Below are 21,982 nucleotides of genomic sequence, written 5' to 3' on the forward strand. Positions count from 1 at the left end.
CATCCACGTCATATCCCCCTATGGGGACGCATCGGGACTCTGGGAGCCTGCATGACTGAGCCACCGGCCATCCGCAAGACCGCGCTGGACGCCACGCACCGTGCGCTGGGCGCCACCATGACCGACTTCGCAGGCTGGGACATGCCGCTGCGCTACGGCAGCGAGCGCGAGGAGCATCTGGCCGTGCGCTCGACCGCCGGTCTCTTCGACCTCTCGCACATGGGCGAGATCACCCTGACCGGGCCGCAGGCCGCCGAACTGCTGGACCACGCGCTGGTCGGCAACCTGTCCAAGCTGGCGGTCGGCCGCGCCCGCTACACCATGATCTGCGACGAGGACGGCGGCATCCTCGACGATCTGATCGTCTACCGGCTGGACGACCAGGAGTACCTGGTCGTGGCCAACGCCGCCAACGCGCAGACGGTGCTGGACGCGCTGGTCGCGCGGCAGGACGGCTTCGGTGCCGAGGTGCGGGACGACCGCGACAGCTACGCGCTCATCGCGGTGCAGGGCCCGGCGGCAGCGGGCATCCTCAAGCAGCTGACCGGCTTCGACGTGGACGGACTGCGCTACTACGCCGGTGAGCGCGACATGGTCGCCGGCAAGTCGGCGCTGATCGCCCGCACGGGATACACCGGCGAGGACGGCTTCGAGCTGTTCGTCTCGCCCGACGACGCCGTGGCGGTCTGGGAGGCGCTGACCGAGGCGGGCCGGGAGGCCGGGCTGACCCCGTGCGGGCTCAGCTGCCGCGACACGCTCCGCCTGGAGGCCGGCATGCCGCTGTACGGGCACGAGCTGTCCACCGCGCTGACCCCGTTCGACGCGGGGCTGGGCCGGATCGTCAAGTTCGAGAAGACCTCGAACGAGGGACGCTTCGTGGGCCGGGACGCGCTGGCGGCGGCCGCCGAGAAGGCCGCGACCGCCCCGCCGCGCAAGCTGGTCGGGCTGGTGTCCGAGGGGCGCCGGGTGCCGCGCGCCGGTTACCCGGTGGTCGCCGACGGTGCGGTTGTGGGCGAAGTCACCTCCGGGGCGCCGTCGCCGACGCTGGGCAAGCCGATCGCCATGGCGTACGTGGACGCGGCACACGCCGAGCCCGGCACGGAGGGGGTCGCGGTCGACATCCGGGGCTCCCACGAGCCGTACGAGGTCGTGGCGCTGCCCTTCTACAAGCGGGCCTGAGCACCCGCCGCCACCGAAGGGCGGCCCGCGCCCCCCGTTCCACCTGCCAAGACCGTGTTCACTGCACCTTTCGCATCCGGGAGAATCAGACTCATGAGCAACCCCCAGCAGCTCCGCTACAGCAAGGAGCACGAGTGGCTGTCGGCCGCCGATGACGGCGTCGCGACGGTCGGTATCACCGAGCACGCCGCCAACGCCCTCGGCGACGTCGTCTTCGTCCAGCTCCCCGAGGTCGGTGACACCGTGACCGCGGGCGAGACCTGCGGCGAACTGGAGTCCACCAAGTCCGTCAGCGACCTCTACTCCCCCGCCTCCGGTGAGATCACCGAGATCAACCAGGACGTGGTGGACGACCCGGCGCTGGTCAACTCCGCCCCGCTGGAGGGCGGCTGGCTGTTCAAGGTGAAGGTCGACGCGCTGCCGGACGACCTGCTCTCGGCCGACGAGTACGCCGCATTCGCCTCGGGCAACTGAGGCGTCCGCCTCGGGGGACCGAGGCTGCTTGCCCACCCCGCCGCCACTTCCCAGGGACGGTTCTTCCATGTCGCTTCTGAACGGCTCTCTCCACGAGGTCGACCCCGACGTCGCCGCCGCCGTCGACGCCGAACTCCACCGCCAGCAGTCCACCCTCGAGATGATCGCCTCGGAGAACTTCGCTCCGGTCGCCTCCATGGAGGCCCAGGGCTCGGTCCTCACGAACAAGTACGCCGAGGGCTACCCCGGGCGCCGCTACTACGGCGGCTGCGAGTACGTCGACGTGGTCGAGGACCTGGCCCGCGACCGGATCAAGGCGCTGTTCGGCGCCGAGGCCGCCAACGTGCAGCCGCACTCCGGTGCCCAGGCGAACGCCGCTGCGATGTTCGCACTGCTCAAGCCGGGCGACACCATCCTGGGCCTGGATCTGGCGCACGGTGGGCACCTCACCCACGGCATGAAGATCAACTTCTCCGGCAAGCTCTACAACGTCGCCGCCTACAAGGTCGACGAGCAGACCGGCCGGGTCGACATGGACGAGGTCGAGCGGCTGGCCAAGGAGCACCGCCCGCAGCTGATCATCGCGGGCTGGTCCGCCTACCCGCGGCAGCTCGACTTCGCCGCCTTCCGCCGCATCGCCGACGAGGTCGGTGCGCTGCTGATGGTGGACATGGCGCACTTCGCCGGCCTCGTCGCCGCCGGGCTGCACCCGAGCCCGGTGCCGTACGCGGACATCGTCACGACCACCACGCACAAGACCCTCGGCGGTCCGCGCGGCGGGGTGATCCTGTCGAAGAAGGAGTACGCCAAGAAGATCAACTCCGCGGTCTTCCCGGGTCAGCAGGGCGGTCCGCTGGAGCACGTGATCGCGGCGAAGGCCGTCGCCTTCAAGGTCGCCGCCAGCGACGACTTCAAGGACCGCCAGCAGCGCACGCTCTCCGGCGCGCGGATCCTCGCCGAGCGCCTGCTGCGCGAGGACACCGTCGGCGCCGGCGTCTCGGTGCTCTCCGGCGGCACGGACGTCCACCTGGTCCTGGTCGACCTGCGCAACAGCGAGCTGGACGGGCAGCAGGCCGAGGACCGGCTCCACGACGTCGGCATCACCGTCAACCGCAACGCCGTCCCCAACGACCCTCGGCCCCCGATGGTGACCTCGGGCCTGCGCATCGGGACGCCCGCGCTGGCGACCCGCGGCTTCCAGGACGAGGACTTCACCGAGGTCGCCGACATCATCGCCGAGGCCCTGCTGCCGGGCTTCGACGACACCAAGGGCAAGGCACTCGCCGCGCGGGTCACCGCCCTCGCGGAGAAGCACCCGCTCTACCCCACGCTGGGCAAGTAGTCCTCCGCAGGACTCCCCGGAGCCCCCGAGCGGGGCTCCTCCCCCGCCGGAGGGGCCGCACCCGGCCCCTCCGGCACCCACCGCTCCGCACCAGGACACAACCCGCTGGCCCGCCAAGGGCTTGGAGCCGCACCATGGCAATCTCCGTCTTCGACCTGTTCTCGATCGGCATCGGCCCCTCCAGTTCCCACACCGTGGGCCCGATGCGCGCCGCCCGCATGTTCGCGCGCCGGCTGAAGAACGAGGGCGCGCTGGCGCACACCGCCTCCGTACGCGCCGAACTGTTCGGCTCCCTCGGCGCGACCGGCCACGGCCACGGCACCCCCAAGGCCGTCCTGCTGGGCCTGGAGGGCGAGTCCCCGCGCACGGTCGACGTGGAGAACGCCGACGACCGCGTGGCGCGGATCCGCGCCGAGGGCCGGCTGCGGCTGCTGGCCACGGAGATAGGCGACACGCACGAGATCCCGTTCGACGAGCGCACCCAACTCGTGCTGCACCGGCGCCGCTCCCTCCCGTACCACGCCAACGGCATGACCCTCTTCGCCTACGACGAGGCCGGCACACCACTGCTGGAGAAGACCTACTACTCGGTGGGCGGCGGCTTCGTCGTGGACGAGGACGCCGTCGGCGAGGACCGCATCAAACTGGACGACACCGTCCTGCGGCACCCCTTCCGCACCGGCGACGAACTGCTGCGCCTCACCCGGGAGACCGGCCTGTCGGTCTCCCGCCTCATGCTGGAGAACGAGAAAGCCTGGCGCACCGAGGACGAGATCCGCGCCGGACTGCTGGAGATCTGGCAGGTCATGCGGGACTGCGTGGCCCGCGGCCTGACCCAGGAGGGCATCCTGCCCGGCGGCCTCAAGGTGCGCCGCCGCGCCGCCACCTCGGCCCGCCAACTGCGCGCCGAGGGCCAGGTCGAGGCCCACGCCATGGAGTGGACCACCCTCTACGCCATGGCCGTGAACGAGGAGAACGCGGCGGGCGGCCGGGTCGTCACCGCGCCGACCAACGGCGCCGCCGGCATCATCCCCGCCGTCCTGCACTACGCCCACCACTTCGTCCCCGGCGCGGACGACGACGCCGTGGTCCGCTTCCTGCTGGCCGCCGGCGCCATCGGCATGCTCTTCAAGCAGAACGCCTCCATCTCCGGGGCCGAGGTCGGCTGCCAGGGCGAGGTCGGCTCGGCCTGCTCCATGGCCGCCGGCGGCCTCGCCGAGATCCTCGGCGGCAGCCCGGAGCAGGTGGAGAACGCCGCGGAGATCGGCATCGAGCACAACCTGGGCCTCACCTGCGACCCGGTCGGCGGCCTGGTCCAGATCCCCTGCATCGAGCGCAACGGCATGGCCGCGGTCAAGGCCGTCACCGCGGCCCGGATGTCCCTGCGCGGCGACGGCCGCCACCATGTCTCGCTCGACAAGGCCATCAAGACCATGCGCGACACCGGCGCCGACATGAAGGTCAAGTACAAGGAGACCGCGCGCGGCGGCCTCGCGGTGAACGTCATCGAGTGCTGAGCGCGCCTGCCCTGACCAGGTGATTTGCGTCTTTCAGCGCTGTCACGGGCTTGCCTCTCTGTACGGCAAAAAGTCCCTCGGAAGTCCCTGTGACAGAGCTGAAAGTCCCTGAAAAGTCTCTGGGATGTCCCTGCAGATCCGGTCAGTGACCTGCGCAGTTAGGTCGTCGTCCCTCGGGGACGCGTCTCCCGACTGTGCCCGCCCAGCTCAGACCTGACGCCTGACGGTCGGACAACACGTCTAGCACGCATGCAGCAACGAACCTCCGACCTACGCATTACGAGACCACGAGCGTTCATGCTGCGTGGTACCCCGTCGTGCCGCCCAGTGATGTTTCTCCTGATCAGACCATGTGCGGCAGGTTGACCGTGCTACCCCGTGATGCACCGTCCAAAGACGTCTGTCCACCGGCTGTCCACCGGCGGGGCTGCTTGGCCAGCAACCTCTCGCCGTCCCACCGCTTCTGACGAGACCCCTGGCAGGGGCGGAGCCTGGCATGAGGACGACTGTCCATTTCCCACAAGGAGCGACCGGGCGGCACTTCACCACGAACGCCGCAGTCTCCATCCACGACGAGACCTCTGGATCGAAACGATATCTCCCATGGTCGATAGATGGTATCGTTTCACTCACGAGAGTATCTGCGAAGGGACCGTCCACATGGCCAGAACCGTCATCGACCTCGATGAAGACATGGTCACCGAGGCCATGCGCATCTTCGGGACTAAAACGAAGGCCAAAGCCGTCCGCCTCGCCATGGAAGACGCCGTCAAGCGACACCTGCGACAGGAGTTCTTCGACGCCATGGATGCCGGCGAACTCGACTTCAGCGAGATCGTCGAGAGCACCGGCCCCCGCAACGCCGACGGCTCCCTCAAGCACGGCGGCAACCACAACGGGGGCCAGGCCGCCTGATGCAGGACCGCTACCTGATCGACAAGTCCGCCCTCGCCCGCTGGACGAAACCGAGCGTCAAAGAGGTGCTCAAGCCCCTGCACGAGCGTTACCTCCTCGCGGTATGCCGGCCCACCGAGTTCGAGATGATCCACTCCGCACGGGACAGCTCAGAAGCAACACGGATCAGCACCTGGCTCCATGCCTTCGACTACCTCCGCACCGACGACGACACCTTCACCCGCGCTCTCGAGATCCAGCGCCATGCTCTCAACGCAGGCTTCCACCGCGCTCTGTCCCTCCCCGACCTGCTGATCGCCGCCACATCGGAACTGAACCGGCGAACGGTCCTCCACTACGACGGAGACTTCGACATGATCGCCTCCCTCACCGGACAACCCACCGAATGGGTCGTCCCGCCCGGCAGCGCCGACCGATGAGAATGCCGCCCTTCCCCCCACCACAGCTGTCGTGGGAGGAGAGCGCAGGGTGCTGCCGTGGTCGGCCACGGGGTTGCGGGGCGCGTACGAGGAGGCGCCGCCGGGCGGAGCCCGACCGTCTGCCGGGCAGTCGGCGCGGAAGACAAGAGGGCCGCGGTCCGGAACCGGGGCCCGGTCCCGGCCGGACCCGGGTCAGCAGCGGAAGTCCCCGGAACCGGGACGGCGTGCCGTGGTACCGGGCTCAGCCCTTCGCCGCGAAGGCCTGGGTCCACCAGGGGCCGCCCTGTGCGTCGTGGTAGCCGACGCCGATCTCCTTGTAGGAGCAGTTGAGGATGTTGGCCCGGTGTCCGGGGCTGTTCATCCAGCCCTCCATCACCTGGGCCGGGGTGCGCTGGCCGCGGGCTATGTTCTCGCCGACGGTGCTCCAGCGGTAGCCGGCCGCGGTGATGCGGTCGCCCGGGCCCTTGCCGTCGGGGCTCTGGTGGGAGAAGTAGTCGCGGGCGTCCATGTCGCGGGAGTGCCCGAGCGCGGCCTTGTCCAGGGTCGCGTTGCTGCTGACGGGGCCGCATCCCTTCTTGGCCCGTTCCGCGTTGACCAGGCTCGTCACCTGCTGCGCGTAGCTCCCGCCGGCCGGGTCGGCGGGCGGGGGCGCCGGGGTGGCGGGCTCACGCCGCGGTGTGCGGCGGGGTGCGGTGCGGGAGGGCGAGGGACTGGCCGACGTGGACCGGGGGGACGCGGAGGGCGAGGGGGTGGCGGACGAGGAGCTCGGGGAGGGGCTCGCCGACGGGCTGGATCGGGACAGGGACCGTATCCCGTCCTCGGAGCGGGTCGGCGCAGCGGTGTCGCGGCCCTCGGGCGGGTCGGGGATCAGCAGGAAGGCTCCGGTGCCGCCCGCCGTCGCCAGCACGGCGGCGACGGCGAGGGCCGTGCGCCGTCGGGCGCGCCGCCCGCGCTGCTGGGCCCGGCGTGCTGACGCCCGGCCCTGCGCGGAGCCCAGGGGGTGTCCGGCTGCGGTCGGCTCGGCCGCCACCTCCGGGTGTCCGAGCCCCCAGCGGCTGCACAGCGCCGCCGACGGGGGGACCAGCGCGAGCCCGACGAGCAGCCGTTCGGCGGGGACGAGTCCGGACGAGTGGCCGGAGCAGACGGTGCACTCGCGGGCGTGCCGGGCGATCCGCTTGCGCCACAGTCCGGACGGTTCGCCGTCCCACCCTTCGAGGAGCGACTGGAGCAGCACGCACGAGGGTTCGGCCGCCAGCGCCCGGACGACGACCCGGCCCACCTCCAGCTGCGCCTTCATCCGCTGGACGCGTACGGCGGTGTGCTGGGGGGTGATCTCCAGCGCGGCCGCGACGTCCGCCCTGGTGAGTTCCCCGGTGCTCTCCAGCCACCACAGGGACAGCAGGGTCCGGTCGTCCGGCTCCAGCCACCGGGTGGCTTCGGCCACCTCCCGGCACTGGCCGGAGAGTCCGAGCCGGGTGATGGTCGCGTCGACGAAGTCGGCGCGCGGGTCGGGGAGGCCGCGGATCTCGTCGGTGTCGTGCAGCACCCCCGTGTCCTTCCGCCGGTGGCCGCGTATCTGGTTCATGGTGATGGCGGCCAGCCAGGACCTGAAGCGGCTGGGATCCCGCAGGGTGTCCAGCTTGGCGAGCGCGTGCAGCATGGTCTCCTGCGTGACGTCGTCCACGTCGGCGTGTCCGGGCAGGCTCCGGCCGACGATGTTGTGGACCAGCGGCAGGGACTTCGCAGCGACCAGTTCCCGTGCCCGTTCGTCCCCGGCCTGCGCCGCCTGGATCACGGCGGCGTCGATGACACTGCTGCTCACGTTCTCTCCACTCTCCCTCTGGGCTCGGACATCTGTCCCCACCTATATGGAGACGAGCGGATCGGACTTCTATAACAGAAATCTGTTCGCCGGTACCGAGGAGGAGAGGGAGCCCACGTACGGGAGAAGACCGGAAGCGGCGCGGACCGCTGCGGACCGGGGGCGGGGCCGCAGGCCGGCCGCCCCCCGGTCCGGTGGTGGTCAGTCCGCTTCGCGGTGGACGACCGTGAGGTGGCGGTCGGGCCCGGGGCTCTCCAACTCGTCGAGCGCGGCCACCGCCAGGTCCTCGGCACTGATCCACGGCCGGCCGTCGGCAGCGGTGAGCATGGTGTCGGTGCCGCGCCGGTAGCGGCCGGTGCGGGCGCCGGGCTCCAGCAGGCCCGGCGGGCTCAGGTAGACCCAGTCGGCGTGTGCGCTCTCCTGGCAGGCCCGCAGCTGGGCCACCCCGGCGGTGGCGACGGGCCGCAATTCGGCCGGCACGTACCGGGGGTTGTCGGCCACCAGCAGTTCGCTGTCCTCCGGGCTGCGCAGCGCCCCGGCGCCGCCGACGACGAGGACGCGGAGGCCGCGCCGCGCGGCGCTCTCCAGCACGGTGCGCGTGGTGCCGACCAGGAACTCCCGGTCGGCCGGCTCGGTCCGCACGGACACCACGACGGCGTCCGGTGCGCCGGGGCCGGGCGGGTCGGTCAGCACCTCGTCCAGCGCGTGCGCGTCGCTCACGTCCACCGCGACGGGTGTCACGTCCGGGGCGTCGCTCGCGGGCTTCCGGGAGACGGCGAGCACCCGGTGTCCGCGCGCCGCGGCCTCGCGGACCACTCTGCTGCCGACCATTCCGGTGGCGCCGAGCACGGCGATCGTCATCGTCTTCGTCATCGGGGTTGTCCTTCCGGCAGCCGGTCTTCCCGGACTGCTTGCAGGGGGTCTTCTGGGACGGTGTGCACCGGGACGGCCCGGGGCCGTTCCTCCTGGACCGAGGCCGCGGCGGGCGAGCCGCGGGTGCGGCGGCCGAACAGGTCGGCGGGCGCGAACTGGGCGGCGAGCATGGCGATCAGGGCGAGGACGAAGCCACCGGTCTGCGGCAGGCTCAGCGACTCGCCCATCACCAGGCCGATGACGGTCGCGACCAGCGGGGAGAGCAGCACCAGCGGTGCCGACGCGCTGACCGGCAGGGTGGCGATGCCGCGGAACCACAGCGCGTAGGCGATCAGTCCGCCCATGCTGCCGAGCCACAGGTAGCCGGCGACGGCTCCGGCGTCGATCCGCTCGGGCACCCCCTCGACGGCGAGGGTGAGCGGGAGCAGCAGCAGACCGCCGACCGCCAACTGCCAGCCGGCCAGGGCCATGGGGCCGACGCCGGGGGGCCGCCCCCAGCGTTTGGTGAGGACGACGCCGCCGGCCATGGCGGTGGTGTGCCCGAGCCCGGAGAGCACTCCGACAGGGTCCAACCGGGCCTGCGGGCCGAGCACGACGAGGCCGACACCGAGCACGCCGAGCATGCCCCAGGCCAGGCGCCACAGCGTCGGCCGTTCGCGGAGCACCGCGATTCCCGCCGCGGCGACGAGCAGCGGCTGGGCGGCGCCGAGCGTGGCGGCCACGCCGCCCGGGAGGCGTTCGGCGGCCACGAACAGCAGCGGCAGGGCGCCGATGTTGAGCGTGCCGAGGACGACGGCCTTCCACCACCAGTGTCCGCGTGGGAGCACCCGGGTGAGGGCCAGGGCGAGCAGTCCGGCGGGCAGGGCGCGCAGCAGCCCGGCGAACAACGGGTGGCCGGGCGGCAGCAATTCCGTTGTCACGACGTAGGTGGTGCCCCAGGAAGCGGGGGCGAGCGCGGTCAGCGCGACGGTTGCCGCCCGCTGCGCGGACGAGGGCGGCGCCCCCGGCGACACCTCGGCAGGAGTGTTCATACGGGGAGTGTCGACCGGGCAGGGCTATGCGTCCAAAGCATGGTTGCGATGACAACCATGAAGCATAACGATTGCCGGATGGACCTCCAGCAGCTCCGGTACGTCGTCGCTCTCGCCGAGACCCGCAACTTCACCCGCGCCGCCGAGCGGTGCCGGGTGGTGCAGTCCTCGCTCAGCCACCGGATCGCCGGGCTCGAACGGGAGCTGGGCGTCACGCTGTTCGCCCGGTCCAGCCGCCGTACCGAACTGACCGGTGCCGGGGCGGCGTTCCTCGTCGGCGCGCGCGAATGCCTGGCGGCGGCCGACCGCGCGGTCGCCGACGCCGCCGCGGCGGGCGGGTCGGTCCGCGGCCGCCTCGCGGTCGGCATGATCCGGACCACGGCCGCCGTCGACGTGCCCGAACTGCTCCAGCGCTACCGGGCCCGCTACCCGGAGGTGCGGGTGAGCCTGGAGGCGGGCAGCAGCGACGAACTGGCGGCCGCGGTGCGGAAGGGCGAGCTGGACATCGTCTTCCTCGGCCTGCCGGAGGGCGAACAGCCCGCCGGTGTGGAGACCCTCGTCCTCGACCACGACGCGCACGTGCTGGTGGTGCCGGCCGGACACCGACTGGCGGGCGCCTCCCGCGTCACCCTGCACGAGGTCGCGGACGAGACGTTCGTGGACTTCCGGGACGGGTCGCCCGGCCGCGCCCAGACCGATCAGGCGTTCGCCGCCGCGGGGCTGGCCCGGGACATCGCCTACGAGGCGGGCGTGGCCGAGCTGATCACCCAGCTGATCGCCCGCGGGCTCGGCATCGCGCTGCTGCCGTCGGCGTTCGTGCGGCCGCTGGCCGCCGACGACCCGCAACTGGCCCTGGTCCCGGTGGTCGAGGGGCCGCGCCGGGTCGAGTATCTGGCGTGGAGCCGTTTCAACCCCAGCCCGGCGACCCGCGCGCTGCTCGACGTCCTGGGGGTCGGGCCGCGGAGCTGACGGTCCACTGGCAGCCGCTCGTAAGGACCCGCGGGCGTGCGGGCCTGGACGGGGCCTGCGGACCGGGCCGGGCTCCGCGCACCGGGCCGCCGCCCGCGGAGTCCGCGGATGCCATCCGCGGGGTCAGCGGTTCAGCGCCCGGCGCTCCCCCGCGGACCCGGGCCCGGCGGCGTTTCCGGCTCCCCCTCTGGCGCCATGCGCGGCAGCAGCCGGTCCAGCCGGGCGGGGAGCCACCAGGCCCGCTGCCCGAGCAGCGTCATCACGGCCGGTACGAGCAGCAGCCGCACGATCGTGGCGTCGATGAGCACGCTGACGGCCAGTCCGAGGCCCATCATCTTGACCACGATGTTGTCCGTGAGGATGAACGCGGCGAACACGCTGGCCATGATCAGTGCGGCGCAGGTGATGACCCGGGCGGTGCGCTCCAGCCCGTGGGCCACGCTCCCCCTGCTGTCCCCGGTGCGCTCCCAGGCGGCCCGTACCCGGGAGAGCAGGAAGACCTCGTAGTCCATGCTCAGCCCGAAGACGATGGCGAACATCATCATCGGGACGTAGCTCTCGATGGGGACCGTGCCCGAGACGCCCAGCGCCGGCCCGCCCCAGCCCCACTGGAAGACGGCGACCAGGACACCGTAGGAGGCGCCGATCGACAGCAGGTTGAGGACGGCCGCCTTGACAGCGACGAGGACGCCGCGGAACACGATCAGGATGATGACCAGGGCGAGCGCGACGACCACCCCGATGATGAGCGGGAGCCGGCCGGAGACCAGCTGGACGAAGTCGAGCTGCGCGGCGGTCGTACCCGTCACGTAGGTGTGTGCGGGATACCCCCGCACGGCCCGGGGCAGCACCTCGTCCTTCAGCTCGTCGAACAGCCGGGTGGTGGAGGCGTCCTGCGGTCCGCCGCGGGGTACGACGGCGGCGGTCAGGGCGTCGCCGTTCCCGGCGGGCTCCGGCGGGGTGACCCGCGCGGTGCCGGAGGTGCCGTCGAGGGCCTTCCGCACGCTGTCGGAGAGCGCGGCGCGGTCGTCGCCGGGTACCGCGCTCTGGTCGACGACGACGGTCAGCGGGCCGTTCTCCCCCGGGCCGAAGCCCGCGGAGAGGAGGTCGTAGGCCTTCTTGTCGGTGAAGCCGGGCGGGTCCGCGCCGTCGTCGATATGCGACAGCCGCATCGAGAACACCGGGATCGCCAGCACGGCGACGACCACGACGCCGCCGAGCAGGAACCACCAGGGCCGCCGTTCGACCCGCTGCGCGTACCGGTGCCAGCCGCCCGCCGCCCGCGCGCCGTCCGCGCCCCCGGGGGCGCCGCTGCCCTCGGCGACCGGGGTGCGCATCCGGTAGCGGTCGATGCGGCCGCCGACGAGGCCGAGCAGCGCCGGCAGCAGGGTGAGGGCTCCGGCGACCGCCGTCACGACCGTGATCCCGGCCGCCAGCCCGAGCTTTCCGATGAACGACACCCGGGAGGCGTACAGCCCGGCGAGGGCGACGATGACCGTGCAGCCCGAGACCACCACCGCGTGGCCGCTGGTGGCCACCGCCCGGCCGGCGGCGCGCACCGGATCGCTCCCGTCCAGCAGCGTCTGCCGGTGCCGGGTGAGCAGGAAGAGCGCGTAGTCGATCCCGACGCCGATGCCGATCATCGTCGCCAGCGTCGGCGCCACGTCGGCGAAGGCGGCGGCGCGCGCCACCAGGCCCAGGCACCCGAGCCCGACCAGGACGCCGACGAGCGCGACGACAAGGGGGACACCGGCGGCGAGGACGCTGCCGAAGCCCACCAGGAGCACCACCACCGCCACGGCGAAGCCGATGGCCTCGCTGCGGACGTCGTCGGTCTGGGGCCGGGCGAGTTCACCGAGGGGGCCGCCGTACTGGACCTCGACACCCGCCTTGCGCAGCGGTGCCACGGCGCTGTCGACGCCGTTCAGGTACGAGGAGTCCAGATTGGTCGGGTTCGTGTCGAAGCGGACGGTCAGATAGCCGGTGCGGCCGTTCGAGGAGAGCGCGCCGGTGGGCTTCGACTCCGGGGAGGCGGGCAGCGGGTTCTGCACGGACAGCACGTGCGGCAGCTTCCGGAGCGAGCCGGCCGCGCTGTCGATCTCGTCCGCACTGCTGGTGAGCGCCCGCCCGGCGGAGTGCAGTACGACGTCGGCGGAGACACCGGCCGCGTCCGGGTCGGCCCTGCCCAGCACCTGGAGCCCCTGCTGGGACTGGGCGCTGGAGACCGTGAAGTCGTCCGAGTAGGTCCCGCCGACGGTGGCCTTCAGGGCCTGCAGTCCGCCCAGGGCGACCAACCACAGCACCAGGACGAGGACGCAGTGCCGGGCGCACCACTCGCCCAGCCTGCGCAGCCGGCCCGCGCCTGCGGACTCCGGTGCTGTGCCGCCCCTGCCGCCAGGCGAAACCATGTGTGCTCCCGGTTGGTGCGTCCGCCGCCCGGCGGCGGCGCGGACAGTTCGAGGCTGCTGGTTGCTGGGAACATAGGACGAACCGGGTGGCGCCCCGCAGCGCGACACGCGCCGGGGACCCGGTACGAGCGGGACGGGCGGCGGCCGGGCGGCGCGGGGTGCCGGAGGCGCGCGGGTCAGTGCGGGGGTCCGCCGGGCCGGTGGGTGGGCCCGTGGGCGTCCTCGGTGCCGTGTCCGCCCTCGGTGCCGTGTCCCCCCTCGTGTGGAGCCTCGGGACGGTCGTCGATCTGGAGGAGTGCGCCGCTGTCGTCCTCCCCCAGGTGATCGACCTGCAGGGTGGTGTGCGTGACGCCCCAGTCCTCGCGCAGCTGCCGCTGGAGGGCGCGGCGCACACCGTGGCAGTCCCCGTCCGGGACGACCAGGACGTGGGCCGAGAGGGCCGGGCGGTTGGAGGTGATCTGCCAGATGTGCAGGTCGTGGACCTCGGCGACCTGGTCGGCCGCCGCCATGCGGTCGCCGACCGTGTCCGGGTCGATGCCCGCGGGCGCCGCTTCGAGGAAGATCCTCCCGGAGGCGCGGATGAGTCCGCTGCCCGCCCTGAGCATCAGCGCGACCACCGCGAGGGAGGCCAGCGCGTCCGCGCGGGCGAACCCGGTGGTCAGCACGATCAGCCCGGCCACCGCGGTGCCGAGGAAGGCGTAGAGGTCGTTGAGGAGGTGCTGGAAGGCCCCTTCGACATTGAGCGAGGCCCGGTTGGCACGCGAGACGCACCACGTCGCGGCGACGTTGACCGCGATCCCGGCCAACGCCGTGACCAGGACCCAGGCGCCCTCGACCTCCGGCGGCCGGATCAACCGGCGGACGGCCTCGTAACCGAGCCAGACCGCCAGCAGCACCAGCGTGAGGCCGTTGGCCTGCGCGGAGAGGATCTCGGCGCGTTTCAGGCCGAAGGTGTAGCCGCCGCGTGCGGGCCGGGCGGCCAGCCGCATCGCCACCAGGGCCAGCACGAGGGAGGCCGCGTCGGTGAGCATGTGCGCCGCGTCGGAGAGCAGCGCCAGCGAACCCGCCGCGAGCCCGACGGCGACCTCGGCGGCCATGAAGACGACGATCAGCGTCAGCGCGCCCGCCAGCCAGCGGCGATCGGCGTCCGCGCGCACCCCGTGTGCGTGTCCGTCGTCCCGGTGCCCGCCGTCCCGATGTCCCGGGTCCTGGCGTCCGGGTTCCTGGCCTCCGCCGCCGGTCTGCGCACCGAAAGGGTCGTGGTCCTGCACGCGCCTGCCTCCCGAGCGGTCGCCGCGGTGCGGAGCCGCGGAAGCGGGCGGGCCGGGCGGTCCCGCGGCTCCGGGTACCGGCTGCCGCGCCCACTACCAGTATCAGCACCGGCCGCCGCCGCGCGGTATTTCCGCTCCGCCGACCGGGGCGCCGGTCCGGGGCGACCCGGCGCCCCGGACCGGCTGCGGATCAGCCGGTCCGCGGGGTTTCCGGCCCGCCCCGCGCCGGAGCGGGGTCCTGCCCGGTGGACTGCCGTCCCACGGAGGTCAGCAGGGCCCGCTGCTCCTCCAGCTGGCGCTGCTGAGCGCGGATCACCTCGGTCAACTCGTGGATCTCCTGGCGGGTCGCGGTCCGCTCCTCCGTACCGGCCGACGAGACGCGTTCGATGAACCAGGAGGCGAGCGAGGCGGAGACCACACCGAGCACCGCGATCCCGGCGATCATCAGCAGCACGGCCACCAGCCGGCCGGTCGTGGTGATCGGGTAGTAGTCCCCGTAGCCGACCGTGGTCACGGTGGCGAAGGCCCACCAGACCGCGTCGGGGAAGCTGTCGATGGTGGCCCCTTCGACGCCGCGCTCGGCATCCAGCACGGCCAGCGCCCCGCAGAACATCAGCAGCCCGGTGGCTCCGGCGGCATACGTGGTGACCTGGCCGCGCAGCGAGACGGCGGCCCGGCGGTTGAGCACGCTCATCACGGTCAGCAGCCGCAGCATCCGCAGCGGCCGGAAGAACGGCAGGACCACCGTGGCCAGGGTGAAGAGGTTGCGCTTGAAGTAGACCCAGCGGTCCACGGCCCGCACCAGCCGGACCACGTAGTCGAGGGCGAAGAGGCCCCAGGTGATCCAGCTCGCCCAGGTGCAGGCGGTCCGCCACCGAGGGCTCAGATCCGGCTGCAGGATCGGCCACGCGTACGCCGCGAGGAAGACCAGCACCACGCCCATCAGCAGCACGTCGACCACCGGCAGCGGCTCCGGGGGCTCCGGGGAAGCCTTGCCGGCCGGGAATGCTGTCGGCTCCGAGGTGTCCGTGCGCTCGTTCATCACGCGCGCACGATACCCAGGCCCGCTGCGCGGCCGACGGCTGGTGCCCGCCCGCCCCGGGGCCGGGCCCCGGCCCCGGCCCTGTCGTTTTCCGGGGTCCGGGGCCCGGGCCGCAGCGCTCGGATCCCGCGGACCGGATCCCGCGGACCGGATGCCGGCGGACCGGACCCCCGCGGCCGGACGCGGTAGGCCCGGGCGGGGAACGGCTCGGCGGCGGGAGAGCGGGAGAGGCGGGAGCGAGTCGGGTGCTGTACGGCGTGTTGAGGGGCGGGGGAGGCTACGTTGAGGGCATGGCCACTCAGATAGCTGCCACCGAGGAACTGCTCGCCTACATCGAGTCCGTCTCCCGCCCCGAGGACGAGGTGCTGGGCGCGCTGCGCGAGTTGACCGCCGAGCTGCCCGGGGGAACCGCGATGCAGGTGCCGGCCGCCGAGGCCCGGTTCCTGTCGCTGCTGATCCGGTTGACCGGTGCGTCGACCGTGCTGGAGGTCGGCACCTTCACCGGATACAGCGCGCTGTGCATGGCGCGGGCCCTCCCGGAGGGGGGCAGGCTGACCACGTGCGAGGTCAACAGGAAGTGGACGGACATCGCCGCCGAGTTCTGGGAGCGCGCGGGGGTGGCCGACCGGATCGACCTCCGGCTCGGCGACGCGCACGAGACGCTGGCCGGGCTGCGGCAGGAGGGCGGCGGCGGGAGTGTCGACCTCGTCTTCATCGACGCCGACAAGAAGAGCTACCCCGCCTACTACGAGGCGTCCCTCGAACTGGTCCGACCCGGCGGACTGCTGGTGCTCGACAACACCCTCTTCTTCGGCCGGGTCGTCGACCCGGCGGCCGATGACCCCGACACGGTCGCCATCCGCGAGGTGAACGAACTCCTCCGCTCCGACGACCGGGTGGAGCCCGTCGTGCTGCCCGTCGCCGACGGGATCACCCTGGCCCGCAAGAAGGACGCCTAGCGACCGGCCCCCACCGGTGCGGGGGCCGGGCTTCTCCGGCGGCTGATCGCGGCCCCGGAAGCCCGGCCCGGGTGCCCGCATCGGCCGGAGCACCGGCCGATGCGGCCCGGGCCCGGGTCAGTCCGCGGCGTGCTGCTCCAGGACGGGGGCGGCCAGCGGCGGTGCGGTCAGCCGCATGGTGCTCGGCGGGTCGCGGTGCTCGGCCACCAGGTGGAGCCGCTGCACGCCCTCGGTCCCGGCGGCGGGCAGCGGGCCGCGGCAGTCGCACTCCTGGTCGTCGAAGCCGGCGAACCGGTAGGCGACCTCCATCATGCGGTTGCGGTCGGTGCGCCGGAAGTCGGCCAGCAGATGGACCCCCGCGGTGGCTGCCTCGGTCGCCAGCCAGTTCAGCACCGCCGTACCGACGCCGAAGGAGACCACCCGGCAGGAGGTGGCCAGCAGCTTGAGATGCCAGGCCGCCGGGTGCCGCTCCAACAGCAGGACGCCGATCGCGCCGTGGGTGCCGAACCGGTCGGCGAGGGTGGCGACGAGCACCTCGTGGTCGTCGTCGGCGAGGAGTGCGCGCAGCGCTTCGTCGGAGTAGTGCACGCCGGTGGCGTTCATCTGGCTGGTGCGCAGGGTCAGTTCCTCCACCCTGCTGAGTTCGACCGGGGTCGCGCGGAAGATCTGCAGATCCAGGTCGAGGGTGCGCAGGAACTCCTCGTCGGGGCCGGTGAACTCGGCGCGTTCGGCGTCCCGGCGGAAGTTGGCCCGGTACATCGCACGCCGCTTGCCGGAGTCGACCGTCCTGGTGGCCGGGGTGAACTCGGGCAGCGAGAGGAGATCCGCGGCCCGCTCGGCCGGGTAGCAGCGGACCTCGGGCAGATGGAACTCCACCTCGGCGCGTTCGGCGGGCTGATCGTCGATGAAGGCGAGGGTGCGCGGGGCGAAGTTGAGCCGGTCGGCGATCGAGCGCACCGACTCCGACTTCGGCCCCCAGCCGATGGAGGCGAGCACGAAGTACTCGGCGACCCCCAGTTCCTCCAGCCTGGCCCAGGCGGGTTCGTGATCGTTCTTGCTGGCCACCGCCTGGAGGATGCCGCGCGCGTCGAGTTCGACGACGACCGCGCGGATCTCCTCGGCGAGCCGCACCTCGGCGTCCTCGGACAGGGTGCCCTGCCACAGGGTGTTGTCCAGATCCCAGACCAGGCACTTCACCGTGGTCGTGTGTTCGCTCACCGTCCGGTGTCCTCTCGGGTGGTTGCGGGAGCCGGGCTCCTCAGGTGTAGACGCTCAACGCGTGCTCGGCCAGCAGCAGTTCGCAGATCTCGCTGCTGCCCTCGATGATCTCCATCAGCTTGGCGTCCCGGTAGGCCCGCGCGACCGGATGGCCGTCCCGGGCGCCGGCCGAGGCCAGGACCTGGACGGCGGTGGCGGCCCCTGCCGCCGCCTGCCGGGAACTGACGTACTTCGCGAGCACCGTGGCCGACACCATCTCGGGGGACCGGGTGTCCCAGCAGTGGCTGGCGTGCGCGCACGCCCGGGTCGCCGTCTGCTCGGCGGCCAGCAGTTCGGCCACGTGCCGGGCGACGAGCTGGTGTCCGGCCAGCGGCTTGCCGAACTGGTGCCGGGTGCGGGCGTGCCGGCCGACCGCGGTCAGGCAGCCGCGCAGGATACCGACGCAGCCCCAGGCGACGGACATCCGGCCGTAGGAGAGCGCGGTGCCGACCAGCAGTTCGGTGGACTGCCCGGCACCGCCGAGCACGTCGCCCGCAGGCACCCGCACCCCGTCCAGTCGCAGGTGCGCGTGCCCGGCGGCCCGGCAGCCCATGGGCTCGGGCACCCGTTCCACCGTGACGCCCGGTGCCGTCGCGGGCACCACGACCGCGGCGGCACCGTCGCCGTACCGGCCGAAGACCACGAGCAGGTCGGCGTAGCAGGCAGCGGTGATCCAGACCTTCTCGCCGGTCACCACCACGCTGTCGCCGTCCGGTTCGATGCGGGTGGCCATGGCGGACAGGTCGCTGCCCGCCTCCGGTTCGCTGAAGGCGACGGCGGCCTGCTCGCCGCCCGCCAGCCGGGGCAGCAGCGCGGCGCGCTGCTGCCGTTCGCCGAGCCGCTGGACGGTCCAGGCGGCCATCCCCTGCGAGGTCATCAGACTGCGCAGGGAGCTGCACCGGCTGCCGACGAACGCGGTCAGCTCGCCGTTGTCGGCGCTGCTCAGCCCGGGGCCCCCGTAGCGCCGGGGGATCTGCGCGGCCATCAGCCCCTGCGCACCGGCCGTGCGGACGATCTCCTCGGGGATGCCTCCCGCCCGGTCCCAGGCGTCGGCCGCAGAGTCGTCGACCAGTTCGGCGGCGACGGCCCGGAGCCGGTCGGGTCCGGCGGCCGGGTCGGCCGCCGGGTCGGCCGCCGGGTCGGCCGCCGGGTCGGCCACGGCCGTTCCGTCAGCCACGACCGGCTCCGTCCCCGGCGGACCCGGCCTCGGCGGCGTCCTCGGCGCGCAGCCGCTGGACGAGCGCGGTCATGGCCGTCACCGTGCGCATGTTGTCCAGCCGCAGGTCGCTGCCCGCGATCTCGACGTCGAACGCCTCTTCCAGGAAGACCACGAGCTCCATGGCGAAGAGCGAGTTGACCCCGCCGGAGGCGAACACGTCGGTGTCCACCGCGAAGGAGGTCTTGGTGCGCTCCTCCAGGAACCGGGAGATCCGCTCGGCGATGACGTCGGCGGTCGGCTCGGGCGTGGTGGTCATGACGGGTTCCCTCCGTAGTCGTAGAAGCCGCGGCCGGTCTTCCGGCCGAAGTCGCCTGCCCGGACCTTGTCCAGCAGGAGCTGATCCGGCTCGCAGCCCGGGTCTCCGGTCCTCTCGTGGAGTACCCGCAGCGAGTCGGCGAGATTGTCCAGACCGATCAGGTCGGCGGTGCGCAGCGGCCCGGTGCGGTGGCCGAGGCCGCTCTCGAAGAGCGCGTCCACCGTCTCGGGGGGCGCGGTTCCTTCCCGTACCGTCCGGATCGCGTCGTTGATCATGGGGTGCAGCACCCTGCTGGTCACGAAGCCCGGGTTGTCGGCCACCACCAGCGGGGTGCGGCCCAGCGCGGTCAGCAGCGAGACGAGCGCGGCTTCGGCCGGGTCGCCCGTCCGCCTGCCGCGGATCACCTCGACGGTGGGGATCAGACAGGGCGGGTTCATGAAGTGGGTGCCGAGGAACTCCTGCGGCCGGGCCACGGACGCGGCGAGTTCGTCGATCGGGATGGACGAGGTGTTGGAGACCACCGGGGTCCCGGGGCCGACCAGCGCGGAGACCTCGGCCAGTGCGGCGGCCTTCACCTCGGCCAGTTCGGTGACCGCCTCGATGACGGCGGTGGCCGCCGCGCCGTCCTTCGCCGCGGTGGTGGTGGTCAGCTCTCCGGGTGCGGCGACCTCCGGCAGCGCCCCCATCAGCCGGGCCAGTTTCAGTTCCCGGCGGATCCGCCGCCGCGCCTGTTCGAGCCGGGCCTCGTCGACGTCGACGAGGGTGACCGGCAGCCCGGAGCCGATGCCCAGCGCCGCGATACCGACGCCCATCACCCCGGCTCCCAGGATCATCAGCCTGTGGTTGGTCCGTTCCTCCGACACCACACCTCCATGGAGTGTCACATCCAGTCCGGTCATGAGCCGTCCGTCCAGCTCAGTGCGGGCAGTACGACCCCGAGCGCGCCCGCCAGGTCCCCGCGGTCCACCGCACGCCAGAACCCGTCCCCGGCCGCGCCCGGCGCGGACACGGCGTCCGCTCCGCCCGCCGCGGTCGGGTGCGGGGGCTGCCGCGGCAGCGGCCCGGTGGGCAGTTCGATCCGGCCGCGGGAGGCGCAGGCGCTCCCCCAGTCGACCGGCACCCCGGCCACCTGGGCCTCGGCCAGGGACGTGAGCATGCGCTGCGCTGTGCTCTCCCCCATCCGCAGCGAGCCGACGGCCCGGACCTCGGTCCCGGTGTCCGCGGCGATGTCCGCCACCGGGGCGGTCAGCAGGGGATGCGCGGAGGGTTCGACGAAGGTGCTGAACCCCAGGCTCAGCAGGGTCCGCACCGCGCTGTCGAACTCCACCGTCCGGCGCAGGTTCCGGTACCAGTACTCGGTGTCGAGCGCGGCGGGGTCCAGGACGCGGCCGGTCACCGTCGAGCAGAGCAGGGTGTCGGTCGAGCGGTGGCGAAGGGGCCCCACCTCCTCGAGCAGGGGGCCGTGGATCGCCTCGACCTGCCCCGAGTGGGAGGCGAAGTCCGAGACGATCCGGGCCACCCGGACACCTTCGTCCACGAGTCGCGCGAACAGCTCCTCGATCGCGTCCGGGCTGCCGGCCACGCTGGTGGTGGCCGGTCCGTTGACGGCCGCGACGGCGAGCCCGCCGCCGAGCTCCGCCAGTCGTCCGCGGACCTGCGCGGCGGGCAGCGGCACGGACAGCATGGCGCCCTTGCCCGCCAGCGCCCCGGCGATGAGGCGGCTGCGCGCGGCCACCACGCGGGCGGCGTCCGGCAGCGGGAGCGCGCCCGCGACATGGGCCGCGGCGATCTCGCCCTGGGAGTGGCCCAGCACGGCCGCCGGGACCACCCCGAAGGAGCGCCAGACGGCGGCGAGCGACACGGTGACGGTGAACAGAGCGGGCTGCACCACCTCGACCCGGTTCAGCGAGGCGGCGCCGCGGCGACCGCGCACCACGTCGACCAACGACCAGTCCACGTACGGTGCGAACGCCTCCGCGCAGGCCAGGACGCTCTCCCGGAACGCCGGGGAGCTGTCCCACAGTCCGCCGCCCATGCCGCGCCACTGGCCCCCGGCGCCGGGGAACATCATCACCACGCCGCCGGCCGGCCGCGCGGTGCCGCACACCACGCCCTCGTGGTCGTGCCCGGCGGCCAGCGCGTCGAGTCCGGCCAGCAGCTCCGCGCGGTCCGCGCCCACCGCGACCGCGCGGTGCTCGGCGGCGCCCCGGCCGGTCGCCAGGGCGTGTGCGACGTCGTGGCTGTCCAGTTCGGGGTGCTCGCGCAGATACGCGGCGAGCAGCCGCGCCTCGGTCCGCATTCCGGTCTCCGAGCGGCCGGACACCGGCCAGGGCACCGCGCCGGCCAGTGCGGGCCGGTCCCGGTCGCGGGCGGACCGCTCCTGGTCGGGGGCGGTCCGCTCCGGAGCGGCGGCGGTGGCGAGGGTGGCGGACTGCTCCGAGGCGGCGGTCGGCCGCTCCGGAACCGCAGCCGGGGCGGCACCGGCGGTCGGGACCGAGGGCGGTGCCTGGAACCGCCGGACGGCCGCGAGCAGTTCGGTGACCCCGGTACGGGCGGCGTCGCTGCCGGTGGCGAGTTCGAGCAGGCACAGGCCCCTCTCCCCGGCGGCCCGCGCGTCGGACAGGCGCCTGAGGAGCAGCCAGCCGCCCGGCCGCGCGGCGGTACCGGCCACGGCCGTTCGCGCGGCGCCGCCGCGCAGCCAGGAAAGCGCCGCCGCGACGGCGTTGCACAGCAGCGGATCCCCGGACGGCAGGCGCTCGACCGGCGCGCCCGGCAGCGGGTCCACCTCGGCGCCGCCGTGCGGCCCCTCCAGGAACACCACGGTCGCCCCGGGGTCCGGTCGGCCCGGGACGGGGGCACCCTCGGCTGCGGCGGGGACCGCGCCCCGGAACGCGTCCGGCGCGCCGGACACCCCGAGGACCGCGATCGGGTCACCGCCCGCCGCGGAGCCCTCGGGTACGGGTGACAGCACGAAACTCACTACGGGAAACCTCCGGGAGAACGGAACCGCCGCACCGGGACCGGCGGCC

At 73.1% G+C, this 21,982-nt stretch carries 19 protein-coding genes; 8 read left to right on the forward strand and 11 right to left on the reverse strand.

Annotation, left to right across the window (positions count from 1 at the left end; translation table 11 throughout):
- Nucleotides 1–51 precede the first annotated feature (51 nt).
- The 6 genes from gcvT to ACFYNS_RS09660 all read left to right on the forward strand — a co-directional run bounded on the left by gcvT (nt 52) and on the right by ACFYNS_RS09660 (nt 5,846).
- Nucleotides 52–1,179 carry a glycine cleavage system aminomethyltransferase GcvT gene (gene gcvT, locus ACFYNS_RS09635; protein WP_360291912.1) on the forward strand — a complete coding sequence of 376 codons (1,128 nt, stop codon included), beginning with the start codon at nt 52–54 and terminating at the stop codon, nt 1,177–1,179.
- A 93-nt stretch (nt 1,180–1,272) separates the two neighbouring features.
- Entirely contained in the window at nt 1,273–1,653 is a 381-nt protein-coding gene (gene gcvH, locus ACFYNS_RS09640; protein ID WP_075001868.1) for a glycine cleavage system protein GcvH, read from the forward strand.
- A gap of 67 nt (nt 1,654–1,720) precedes the next feature.
- Nucleotides 1,721–2,995 (forward strand): serine hydroxymethyltransferase, encoded by a 1,275-nt coding sequence (glyA, locus tag ACFYNS_RS09645; RefSeq protein WP_360291914.1) that lies wholly within the window; start codon nt 1,721–1,723, stop codon nt 2,993–2,995.
- 134 nt (nt 2,996–3,129) lie between these two features.
- Nucleotides 3,130–4,512 (forward strand): L-serine ammonia-lyase, encoded by a 1,383-nt coding sequence (locus ACFYNS_RS09650; RefSeq protein ID WP_360291916.1) that lies wholly within the window; start codon nt 3,130–3,132, stop codon nt 4,510–4,512.
- A 660-nt stretch (nt 4,513–5,172) separates the two neighbouring features.
- Nucleotides 5,173–5,427: a type II toxin-antitoxin system VapB family antitoxin gene (locus tag ACFYNS_RS09655; protein WP_019355945.1), complete on the forward strand. Its 255-nt coding sequence runs from the start codon at nt 5,173–5,175 to the stop codon at nt 5,425–5,427.
- Nucleotides 5,427–5,846, forward strand: a complete 420-nt coding sequence (locus tag ACFYNS_RS09660) for a PIN domain nuclease (protein ID WP_360291919.1) — start codon at nt 5,427–5,429, stop codon at nt 5,844–5,846. Before ACFYNS_RS09655 ends, ACFYNS_RS09660 begins: the two co-directional genes overlap by 1 nt.
- Nucleotides 5,847–6,087: 241 nt before the next feature.
- Here the strand turns inward: ACFYNS_RS09660 and ACFYNS_RS09665 are convergent, their stop codons facing one another.
- The 3 genes from ACFYNS_RS09665 to ACFYNS_RS09675 form a co-directional block, all read right to left on the reverse strand.
- The gene (locus tag ACFYNS_RS09665) at nt 6,088–7,668 is read right to left on the reverse strand and encodes a sigma-70 family RNA polymerase sigma factor (RefSeq protein ID WP_388601890.1); all 1,581 of its coding nucleotides are present in this window, start codon (nt 7,666–7,668) and stop codon (nt 6,088–6,090) included.
- 201 nt (nt 7,669–7,869) lie between these two features.
- Nucleotides 7,870–8,541 (reverse strand): NAD(P)H-binding protein, encoded by a 672-nt coding sequence (locus ACFYNS_RS09670; RefSeq protein ID WP_360291923.1) that lies wholly within the window; start codon nt 8,539–8,541, stop codon nt 7,870–7,872.
- A complete protein-coding gene (locus tag ACFYNS_RS09675; RefSeq protein ID WP_360291926.1) occupies nt 8,538–9,572 on the reverse strand; it encodes an EamA family transporter in 1,035 nt (344 codons plus the stop codon). The genes ACFYNS_RS09670 and ACFYNS_RS09675 overlap by 4 nt, the downstream gene beginning before the upstream one ends.
- A 78-nt stretch (nt 9,573–9,650) precedes the next feature.
- On the opposite strand from ACFYNS_RS09675, the gene ACFYNS_RS09680 reads away from it, so the two are divergent.
- Complete coding sequence (locus ACFYNS_RS09680) at nt 9,651–10,541, forward strand: LysR family transcriptional regulator (RefSeq protein WP_360291948.1); 891 nt, start codon at nt 9,651–9,653, stop codon at nt 10,539–10,541.
- Between the two features lie 131 nt (nt 10,542–10,672).
- Here ACFYNS_RS09680 and ACFYNS_RS09685 read toward each other — a convergent pair whose 3' ends face one another.
- From ACFYNS_RS09685 to ACFYNS_RS09695, 3 genes are all read right to left on the reverse strand, one after another.
- Nucleotides 10,673–12,949, reverse strand: coding sequence for an MMPL family transporter (locus ACFYNS_RS09685; protein ID WP_388601893.1), 2,277 nt, complete (start codon nt 12,947–12,949; stop codon nt 10,673–10,675).
- A gap of 176 nt (nt 12,950–13,125) precedes the next feature.
- Nucleotides 13,126–14,220: a cation diffusion facilitator family transporter gene (locus ACFYNS_RS09690; protein WP_388601895.1), complete on the reverse strand. Its 1,095-nt coding sequence runs from the start codon at nt 14,218–14,220 to the stop codon at nt 13,126–13,128.
- A 190-nt stretch (nt 14,221–14,410) separates the two neighbouring features.
- Nucleotides 14,411–15,262, reverse strand: a complete 852-nt coding sequence (locus ACFYNS_RS09695) for an ion channel (protein ID WP_360291932.1) — start codon at nt 15,260–15,262, stop codon at nt 14,411–14,413.
- Between the two features lie 290 nt (nt 15,263–15,552).
- Here ACFYNS_RS09695 and ACFYNS_RS09700 point away from each other — a divergent pair, with 290 nt between their 5' ends.
- The gene (locus ACFYNS_RS09700) at nt 15,553–16,221 is read left to right on the forward strand and encodes an O-methyltransferase (protein WP_388601897.1); all 669 of its coding nucleotides are present in this window, start codon (nt 15,553–15,555) and stop codon (nt 16,219–16,221) included.
- Nucleotides 16,222–16,338: 117 nt separating this feature from the next.
- On the opposite strand, the gene ACFYNS_RS09705 is transcribed toward ACFYNS_RS09700, so the two are convergent.
- The 5 genes from ACFYNS_RS09705 to ACFYNS_RS09725 form a co-directional block, all read right to left on the reverse strand.
- Nucleotides 16,339–17,439, reverse strand: a complete 1,101-nt coding sequence (locus ACFYNS_RS09705) for an HAD-IIIC family phosphatase (protein ID WP_388601899.1) — start codon at nt 17,437–17,439, stop codon at nt 16,339–16,341.
- Nucleotides 17,440–17,479: 40 nt separating this feature from the next.
- A complete protein-coding gene (locus tag ACFYNS_RS09710; protein ID WP_388601902.1) occupies nt 17,480–18,655 on the reverse strand; it encodes an acyl-CoA dehydrogenase family protein in 1,176 nt (391 codons plus the stop codon).
- Nucleotides 18,648–18,953, reverse strand: a complete 306-nt coding sequence (locus tag ACFYNS_RS09715; protein WP_360303451.1) for an acyl carrier protein — start codon at nt 18,951–18,953, stop codon at nt 18,648–18,650. The genes ACFYNS_RS09710 and ACFYNS_RS09715 overlap by 8 nt, the downstream gene beginning before the upstream one ends.
- Complete coding sequence (locus ACFYNS_RS09720) at nt 18,950–19,786, reverse strand: 3-hydroxyacyl-CoA dehydrogenase family protein (protein ID WP_360303455.1); 837 nt, start codon at nt 19,784–19,786, stop codon at nt 18,950–18,952. Before ACFYNS_RS09720 ends, ACFYNS_RS09715 begins: the two co-directional genes overlap by 4 nt.
- A gap of 62 nt (nt 19,787–19,848) precedes the next feature.
- A complete protein-coding gene (locus tag ACFYNS_RS09725; RefSeq protein WP_388601904.1) occupies nt 19,849–21,933 on the reverse strand; it encodes an acyltransferase domain-containing protein in 2,085 nt (694 codons plus the stop codon).
- Nucleotides 21,934–21,982 lie beyond the last annotated feature (49 nt).

It is taken from the genome of Streptomyces sp. NPDC006925, assembly GCF_042869575.1.
Taxonomy (GTDB): Bacteria; Actinomycetota; Actinomycetes; order Streptomycetales; family Streptomycetaceae; genus Streptomyces.

Excerpts from the sequence above, each read along its gene's own strand:
- gcvT (WP_360291912.1), top strand. The coding sequence starts at position 52 with ATGACTGAGCCACCGGCCATCCGCAAGACCGCGCTGGACGCCACGCAC.
- gcvH (WP_075001868.1), top strand. The coding sequence starts at position 1,273 with ATGAGCAACCCCCAGCAGCTCCGCTACAGCAAGGAGCACGAGTGGCTG.
- glyA (WP_360291914.1), top strand. The coding sequence starts at position 1,721 with ATGTCGCTTCTGAACGGCTCTCTCCACGAGGTCGACCCCGACGTCGCC.
- ACFYNS_RS09650 (WP_360291916.1), top strand. The coding sequence starts at position 3,130 with ATGGCAATCTCCGTCTTCGACCTGTTCTCGATCGGCATCGGCCCCTCC.
- ACFYNS_RS09655 (WP_019355945.1), top strand. The coding sequence starts at position 5,173 with ATGGCCAGAACCGTCATCGACCTCGATGAAGACATGGTCACCGAGGCC.
- ACFYNS_RS09660 (WP_360291919.1), top strand. The coding sequence starts at position 5,427 with ATGCAGGACCGCTACCTGATCGACAAGTCCGCCCTCGCCCGCTGGACG.
- ACFYNS_RS09670 (WP_360291923.1), bottom strand. The coding sequence starts at position 8,541 with ATGACGAAGACGATGACGATCGCCGTGCTCGGCGCCACCGGAATGGTC.
- ACFYNS_RS09675 (WP_360291926.1), bottom strand. The coding sequence starts at position 9,572 with ATGAACACTCCTGCCGAGGTGTCGCCGGGGGCGCCGCCCTCGTCCGCG.
- ACFYNS_RS09680 (WP_360291948.1), top strand. The coding sequence starts at position 9,651 with ATGGACCTCCAGCAGCTCCGGTACGTCGTCGCTCTCGCCGAGACCCGC.
- ACFYNS_RS09685 (WP_388601893.1), bottom strand. The coding sequence starts at position 12,949 with ATGGTTTCGCCTGGCGGCAGGGGCGGCACAGCACCGGAGTCCGCAGGC.
- ACFYNS_RS09695 (WP_360291932.1), bottom strand. The coding sequence starts at position 15,262 with ATGAACGAGCGCACGGACACCTCGGAGCCGACAGCATTCCCGGCCGGC.
- ACFYNS_RS09700 (WP_388601897.1), top strand. The coding sequence starts at position 15,553 with ATGGCCACTCAGATAGCTGCCACCGAGGAACTGCTCGCCTACATCGAG.
- ACFYNS_RS09715 (WP_360303451.1), bottom strand. The coding sequence starts at position 18,953 with ATGACCACCACGCCCGAGCCGACCGCCGACGTCATCGCCGAGCGGATC.
- ACFYNS_RS09720 (WP_360303455.1), bottom strand. The coding sequence starts at position 19,786 with ATGATCCTGGGAGCCGGGGTGATGGGCGTCGGTATCGCGGCGCTGGGC.